The sequence below is a fragment of the Steroidobacter sp. genome (assembly GCF_016790065.1).
GTDB lineage: Bacteria > Pseudomonadota > Gammaproteobacteria > Steroidobacterales > Steroidobacteraceae > Steroidobacter.
The window spans coordinates 1-7,003 of sequence record NZ_JAEUPY010000869.1 but is presented as its reverse complement, the minus strand read 5'-3'; the positions used below and the strand labels follow the sequence as shown (position 1 = coordinate 7,003).

Below are 7,003 nucleotides of genomic sequence, written 5' to 3'. Positions count from 1 at the left end.
AAATGCGGTGAGTGCAGCGTTCAGCGGCGCTGCCTTTCCTTAAGTACAAGTGCGACTTTTTCACAGGTGGCGCTCGGCCAAGATATCAACATGCGACCACGGCCCACAGGCAAGTCCACCGCCCCCAATCCTCCCTGCGGTTCGGGTTTTCCTAATACGTTGGCCGTGGCCGCTTTCTTCTCAGCGCAATCATTATTCCAGTCGTGTCGTACTCTCGCCCAATCGTTGCAGTGATCGAAGCCGACGCAAAGGACCGCCGACTGCTTTGTTCCATGTTGAGTAAGCTGAACGCGGATGTTCAGGATTACGACAGCGCTGAAAGTTATCTCGCCTCACCTCACGGTACTCGCGGCAGTTGCTTGATCACCGACATGACCTTGCCCGGAATGTCGGGCTTGGACCTGCTGAAATGCTTAAGGGCGACGCACGCGACCACCCCGGTTATTTTGTTGGGAGAGGATGCTGACGTACGCGCGGCCGTTGCGGCCATGCGCGAGGGGGCGGTGGATTTTATCGAGAAGACGCACGTGGATGTTTCCATCGTGCGCCGCGTCGCGTATCTGCTGGATCATTCGCAGCACGCGCACTGAGTTTTTTCCTCGCCGCGGCGAGGACACATTTATTGAAATTCCGCGCGCGGATCGAACGGCAGTTCGCGTTGCATCTCTTCGTATACCTCGCGCGCTCGCGCCGAATCGGCGGGCGGCAACACGATCTTCAACACCACGTACTGATCGCCTTGCGTCGCGCCGGGTAGGCCGCGGCCTTTGAGTCGCATGCGTTGACCGGCTTTCGCATTCGCGGGAATGCGCAAGTCGACAGTCCCGGCCAACGTCGGCGTCGCCACCGTGGCGCCGAGCGCGGCTTCCCATGGCGCGATCGGCAGCGTCAACGTCACATCGCGGCCTTCCACTTGAAACAACTTGTGTTTCCGAAAGCGGATTTCCAGATACAAGTCGCCCGACGGGCCGCCGCCTTGGCCGGGGCTGCCTTGACCGGCCAGCCGAATGCGTTGGCCTTCGACGATGCCTTGAGGAATGCTGATCTTGAGCGTGCGAGGTTCGCCCATCTGCGCGCTCTTCAGCTCGATGGTCTGCGAACCGCCGCGAAACGAATCTTCGACGTCGATTTCGATGCTGGCGACTTGATCGTCGCCGGCCATGGCAAAGCCTCGGCCACCGCCGCGCGCACGTGGGCCGCCAGCGCCGCGGGCAGCACCGCCGAACAATGACGAGAAGAAATCGCTGAAGCCGCCTTCCTGGTCGCCGAACGCGTTGGAGAACTCGAAGTTCTGACCCCAGTCCGGCGGCGGACGGAATTCCTGGCCCTGGCGCCAGTTGCTGCCCAGCTGATCGTAGGCTGCGCGCTTCTGCGGATCTTTCAGGACCTCGTAAGCTTCTTGCACGTCCTTGAAGCGCGCCTCGGCGTCCTTTTCCTTACTCACGTCCGGATGGTATTTGCGCGCGAGCCGGCGATAGACGCGCTTCAGCTCGTCTTGGCCGACGTCGCGGGCGACGCCCATGGTTTTGTAGTAATCCTTGTATTCAGGCACGGCGAAACCTACACCTCAGGTGGGGCTGCATGGATTCTGCATGCATGGCGACGTAGATGGCGCTGACAACCGCGCTTTCAAGCGCGGCCCGGGCTCGGTTCAACCCTGGGCAATACTAGTAGCGCCGCTGACGATTTTTCAGGGCCAACGCCCCAAAAAGCAAGGCGAGCAGGCCAGGGCTGGTCGAGCCACCGCCACCGCCGCCCGAGGAACCGGACTGGGTTGCGGTCGCGGACACGCTGGTCACGCTGACCGTGGCCGCAGCGGTGTCGTTGTTCGTGACCTTGTCGACCTGGCCGCTGGAGATCTGCGCCTGTAGCACCGCGCTTCCCGCGGTCGACGCGGTCAGCGTGATGGATCCGGTGACGCTTTCGCCGGAAGCCAGCGCGGGCAGTGAGCAGGTGACGTTGCTGGTGCCGACCGTACAGCTGTTGCCATCGAAGGTGGCGGACGACGCAGTCACGCCTGCCGGCAACGCGATAGTGAGCGTCACGCTGTCGGCGTCGTTTTCCGACAAATTGCTGGCTGACAAGGTGGCGCTGAACGCCGTGCCTGCCGTGATCGACACCGGCGCCTGCAGACTCACCGCCAGATCGACTTCGGGCTGAGTGCTGATCGTGCCTTCGCCATGATTGTTGGCGAGGTTGGTTTCGTTCGAGGCACTCACGTCGACCGAGATCGAATGCGCGGCGGCCACAGTGCTGTGCAGGGAAAGAATCACGGTCGTGGCATTGCCGCCGGCGATCTGGCCGAGCAGACACGAGACCGTGCCGGCGCCACTGGTGCAAGTACCGCCACGCACCGACGCATCGTCGATGACGAGTGTCGCCGGGACGGTGAGGGTCGCTCTGGCGTTGCTGGTGGTGAGCCCGCCGACGTTGCGTACCGTCACTTCCCAGTCGAACTCGGTGTCCGCCGGGTGATGCACGGTGCCGAGCGCGGCATCCACTTCGATGTCGGCGTCCGCCAGCGCAGTAATGCAACTCGAACTCGCTGCCTTGGGCTGCATGATGCCCAAGCTGCAGGCAGAGAAGCGGTCGTTGCCGTTGATGCTCGGGGACATCAGGAACGAGCCGGTGGCCGTGCTGGCGCAAGCTTCGTCGGCATCGCCGTCGTGGGGCGCGCCGAAGTTGTGGCCGATTTCATGAGCTGCGATCAGCGATTCGGTCCAGGCGCTGCGCATGCTGGCTTCGGTGATTCCGGCGCCGTATTGCCGGTCGCACACCGAGTTCATGAAGGCGATGCCCACCGTGCTGCCGTCCAGATTACGGCCGGTGAATAGATGGGTCAGACCGCGCGAATACAGGTTCGAGGAACGCTTGCGCAGATCGCCGAGCTCGTTCAGCAACGACGAAGCCGAAGTGGTGGCGGAGAGCGAGTCGCCGAGGTCGATGCTGGATACGCTGATCTCGATGCCCAGCTGCGAGCTATAAATGCCGTCGACGTTGTTCAGACGACGCAGGATTTCTTCGCGTGCCGAGGCTTCGGAGCCGAAGCGGTTCTGGAACAGCAGGTCGCCCAGCGCGGCAATCTCGAGACGCTTGGTGGCGCCGACCGCTTGCATCAGGGCCGGCGAGCCTTTCAGTTCGCCCACCATCGAGTTGAAGGCGTCGGAGCCTTTGGTGGAGGTGGCTGCGGCACTGGTTTCGGAACCGCACGAAGCGGCGCCCGGCGTCATCGCCACGTCTGCCAGGCGAAAGATCGCCGTGCTGTCGGCATCGACGTCAGTGTTCGCGGGCAGGGCGTCTTGCAGCTGCGCGACCGGCTCGATCACGTACAGCTCGGTGCCGTCGTAGACCATGCCTTGCAGCTGCCCGTCGGTCACTGAGATGCGGGCCCACGAGCCGGCGATGCCGTCGAGCTGACCGCGATACAGGGCCAGGTGGGATTGAGTCTGTAGCGCCGGATACAGCTTGTCGTTCGGTTCCAGCGTCAACTCGAAGCGGCGGCCGTAGGCGTCGAACTTGAGCGCGTGTTTGACGGCGGTCTTGTGCTGGCCCTGGGCCAGCGGCGCGGCCAGTTGCAGGCGCTCGAAGTACAGGATCCGAGAGTCATCGCTATCGACGCCGAACGCGGTTCCGGAAATGGCGCTGAGGGCGAATGCCGCCAGCCATCTGCCGAACCTGGTTGCGCCGTTGCGCGTGCCTCCCCCCATCGCTGTGTCGAACCCGCCCGCTGCCGAAAGATCGGCGCATCTTTTCGCATACCCGCTCGGCAGCGGCAACAGTCGCAACGGCCAGTTTCTCCAGGACGGGAGCTGGATCACGTGCAAGTTGCTAATTGTGCGATGAATGTTGGATTTCGCGACGAACCCCCAGCCAGCTCGCTAAAGCTCCCGGCGCGGTCTCCGGCGCCGGCCCGGCCAAGCCCGCGAAATGGTCCCAGTTGCGCACTTATTTAAACACGCGTTTAATATCTGCCCATGACTCTGACGGCCGCCACCAAACGCAAGCGTGCCCGCATGCCCGGCCGGCCGACCGGCAGTAGCGAAGAGGACATCCGCGCCGCCTTGCTGGACGCGGCCGGCAAGCTGTTCTTGAAGCATGGTTTCGAGCGCGTAACGGCTCGGCAGATCGCTACGGCGGCCGGCACGACCCCGGCCATGATCCATTACTACTTCGACAACAAGCTCGGCCTGTTCCGCGCCATGCTGGACGCGGCGATTGCCCCGGTACGCGAGCGGTTGGCTGGACTGCTGATGCAGACCGGCGGCCCGATGGATATTCCCGCGCTGATGGCCATGCACATGCGCACGGTGGCGACCAACTCGTGGATTCCCGTGTTCATCCTGAACGAAGTGCTGGCGGAGAAAGGGCGCTTCCGGGCGACGTTCATTCGTGAGATCGCCTCGCGTCAGTTGCCGCTGGTGGTCGAACTGCTCGAGCGCGGCCGAGCTGCCGGCGCCTTTCGTCAGGATCTGAATCCCAAGCTGGCGGCCTTGTCGCTGTTGTCGCTGTGCATGTTTCCATTCCTCACCAAGCCGGTGTCGGCCACGGTGCTGGGATTGAAATACGAGGGCGAGGACCTGGAACAACTCATCGACCACACCGCCCGCGTGTTTCTGCAGGGCATCGTCAATTCTCCGCAGGAGTCGGGCTCATGAAGCTGCGAACCTTGGTCTGTTGGGTCAGCGTGTGTTGGCTGAGCGCCTGCTCCCGCTCCGATGAGGGCCAAATTCTGGGCACGTTGGAGCGCGATCGGCTGGAGCTGATTGCCGAAGCCAACGAGCCCATCGTCAGCATCGACGTGCACGAAGGCGACGTGGTGCCAGCCGGCGCCGTGCTGCTTCGGCAAGAGCTGGGCGCCATGCAGGCCAAGCTGGATCAGGCAGCGGCCGCTCGCAATGTCGCCGAGCGTCGGCTCGCCGAACTCACCAAAGGTCCGCGTTCTCAGGAAATTCTTGAAGCGCGCGCTGGTGCTGAGTCCGCGCAAAGCTCGCTGCTCACCGAGACCAAGGAATATGAGCGCGTGCGCGATCTGGTCGAACGCAAGTTGCTCAGCCAATCGTCGTTGGATCAGGCGCGCGCACGTCGCGATACCGCGATCGGCTCGCAGAAACAAACCACGGCTCGGCTGAACTTGCTGTTGGAAGGCACGCGCATCGAGGAGTTGGAACAAGCCGAAGCGTCGCTAAAACAAGCGCAAGCTGCGTTGGCCGAAGTGCAGACGAGCGCGGCACGCTACGTGGTCACTGCGCCCCGCGCCGGTCGCATCGAAGCGATTCCCTACAAGTTGGGTGAGCGGCCAGCGACTGGCGCGCCGGTCATCGTGATGTTGGCGGACGGGGTTCCATACGCGCGTGTGCATGTGCCCGAGCCGGTGCGAGCGCAATTCAAATCCGGCACCGAAGTGCAGGTGCGTTTGGATGGTCGCGATCAGCCGCTTCAGGGCGTCGTTCGATACGTCTCTGCCGACGCGGCATTCACTCCTTACTACGCCTTGACGCAAGAAGATCGCTCGAGGCTGAGCTTTCTTGCCGAGGTCGATCTTCCCGAAGACGCGGCGCGCGATATTCCCAGCGGCATTCCAGTGCAAGTGATGCTGACTGAGACGGCGAAATGAGCGAGCCTGCCATCAGTGCGCGCGATCTGACTCGTCGCTTCGGCAAGCTCACTGCGGTGGATCACGTCACGCTGGATATTCCTCGCGCGCGCATCTATGGCTTTCTTGGGCCGAATGGCTCGGGCAAGTCGACCACGATTCGGATGCTTTGCGGCCTGCTACGGCCGACCAGCGGCGAATGCACGGTGCTCGGCCATCCGGTGCCGCGCGATGCCGAGAAGCTGCGACACAAGATTGGTTACATGACCCAGCGATTCTCGCTCTGGGAAGATCTGACGGTTGGCGAGAACCTGGATTTCATCGGCCGCATTTTCGGCCTGGAAAAGACCGAGCGAGTGGCGCGCATCGAGCAGCGACTGCAGAAGTATCGCCTCGACGATCGGCGGGATCAGCGTGCCGGCACCATGAGCGGCGGTCAGAAGCAGCGCCTCGCGCTCGCGGCCGCGACACTTCATAACCCTGAGTTGCTGTTGCTCGACGAACCCACCAGCGCGGTGGATCCGCAGAGCCGTCGTGATTTTTGGGAAAGCTTGTTCGAGCTGGTGGATCTGGGCACGACCATTCTGGTGTCCACCCACTACATGGATGAGGCGGAGCGCTGTCACGGTCTGGCCATTCTCGACAATGGAAAACTGGTTGCCGAAGGCGCGCCGCGAGAACTGATGGATCGCATCGATGCCATCGTCATCGAGATCGAAGCGGAAGATGTGCGCGCCGCGCGTCATGCGCTCGATGGCCAGCCATTCGTGCAAAGCGTCGCGCAACTTGGCAATCGGCTGCACGCGTTGCTGGCAAGAGATTTATCGGAGCCGGAACGTCGCGTCCGAGAGCTGTTTCAGCAGCAAGGAGTGCAAGCTTCGGTGGAACGCGTTCGCGCCAGTCTCGAAGACGTGTTCGTCGCCGCCACCGGCTTTCGTCGTAATCATGTCAGCGAGCGGCAGGTCGCCGCCGGGTAATCGCCATGCTGGATCGCATTCGCGCCATTGCCATGAAAGAGATCCGCCAGCTGCGGCGGGACCGACTCACGTTCGGCATGATCGTCGGCATTCCGTTGATCCAGATGCTGATGTTCGGTTATGCAATTAACTACGACGTGCGCGGGCTCGGTGCTGCTGTCGTCGATGAAGCGCAGACGACGATGTCGCGCGCCTTGATCGCCGATATGCAGGCGACGGGTGTGATCAAAGTGCGTGAGTACGCCAATTCTGTGCCGAATCTGCGTCGCTTACTGCAAGCGGGCGAGGTCAGTATCGGCATTTATATTCCGCCCGACTTCGAGCGACGTCGCTTGGATCGGAGTCGCCCGCTGGCGCAATTGCTGGTCGACGGTAGCGAACCCACCGTCGAAAACATTGCGCGCACGTTCACTGCGATGCCGATGCCTTCGCG

At 62.6% G+C, this 7,003-nt stretch carries 7 protein-coding genes; 5 read left to right on the top strand and 2 right to left on the bottom strand.

Features of this window, described 5'->3' with window-relative positions:
* Window positions 1–230 precede the first annotated feature (230 nt).
* On the top strand, window positions 231–590 hold the full coding sequence (locus tag JNL55_RS34860; protein WP_293865828.1) for a response regulator: 360 nt from the start codon (window positions 231–233) through the stop codon (window positions 588–590).
* Window positions 591–619: 29 nt separating this feature from the next.
* Here JNL55_RS34860 and JNL55_RS34855 read toward each other — a convergent pair whose 3' ends face one another.
* Window positions 620–1,552, bottom strand: coding sequence for a DnaJ C-terminal domain-containing protein (locus tag JNL55_RS34855; protein WP_293865825.1), 933 nt, complete (start codon window positions 1,550–1,552; stop codon window positions 620–622).
* 115 nt (window positions 1,553–1,667) lie between these two features.
* Window positions 1,668–3,707 carry a M12 family metallo-peptidase gene (locus JNL55_RS34850; RefSeq protein WP_293865822.1) on the bottom strand — a complete coding sequence of 680 codons (2,040 nt, stop codon included), beginning with the start codon at window positions 3,705–3,707 and terminating at the stop codon, window positions 1,668–1,670.
* A 267-nt stretch (window positions 3,708–3,974) separates the two neighbouring features.
* Here JNL55_RS34850 and JNL55_RS34845 point away from each other — a divergent pair, with 267 nt between their 5' ends.
* The 4 genes from JNL55_RS34845 to JNL55_RS34830 all read left to right on the top strand — a co-directional run.
* The gene (locus JNL55_RS34845; protein ID WP_293865819.1) at window positions 3,975–4,655 is read left to right on the top strand and encodes a TetR/AcrR family transcriptional regulator; all 681 of its coding nucleotides are present in this window, start codon (window positions 3,975–3,977) and stop codon (window positions 4,653–4,655) included.
* A complete protein-coding gene (locus tag JNL55_RS34840) occupies window positions 4,652–5,614 on the top strand; it encodes an HlyD family secretion protein (RefSeq protein ID WP_293865816.1) in 963 nt (320 codons plus the stop codon). Before JNL55_RS34845 ends, JNL55_RS34840 begins: the two co-directional genes overlap by 4 nt.
* A complete protein-coding gene (locus tag JNL55_RS34835; RefSeq protein WP_293865813.1) occupies window positions 5,611–6,570 on the top strand; it encodes an ABC transporter ATP-binding protein in 960 nt (319 codons plus the stop codon). The genes JNL55_RS34840 and JNL55_RS34835 overlap by 4 nt, the downstream gene beginning before the upstream one ends.
* A 5-nt stretch (window positions 6,571–6,575) precedes the next feature.
* A partial coding sequence (locus JNL55_RS34830) for an ABC transporter permease (RefSeq protein WP_293865810.1) occupies window positions 6,576–7,003 on the top strand: 428 nt, incomplete at its 3' end.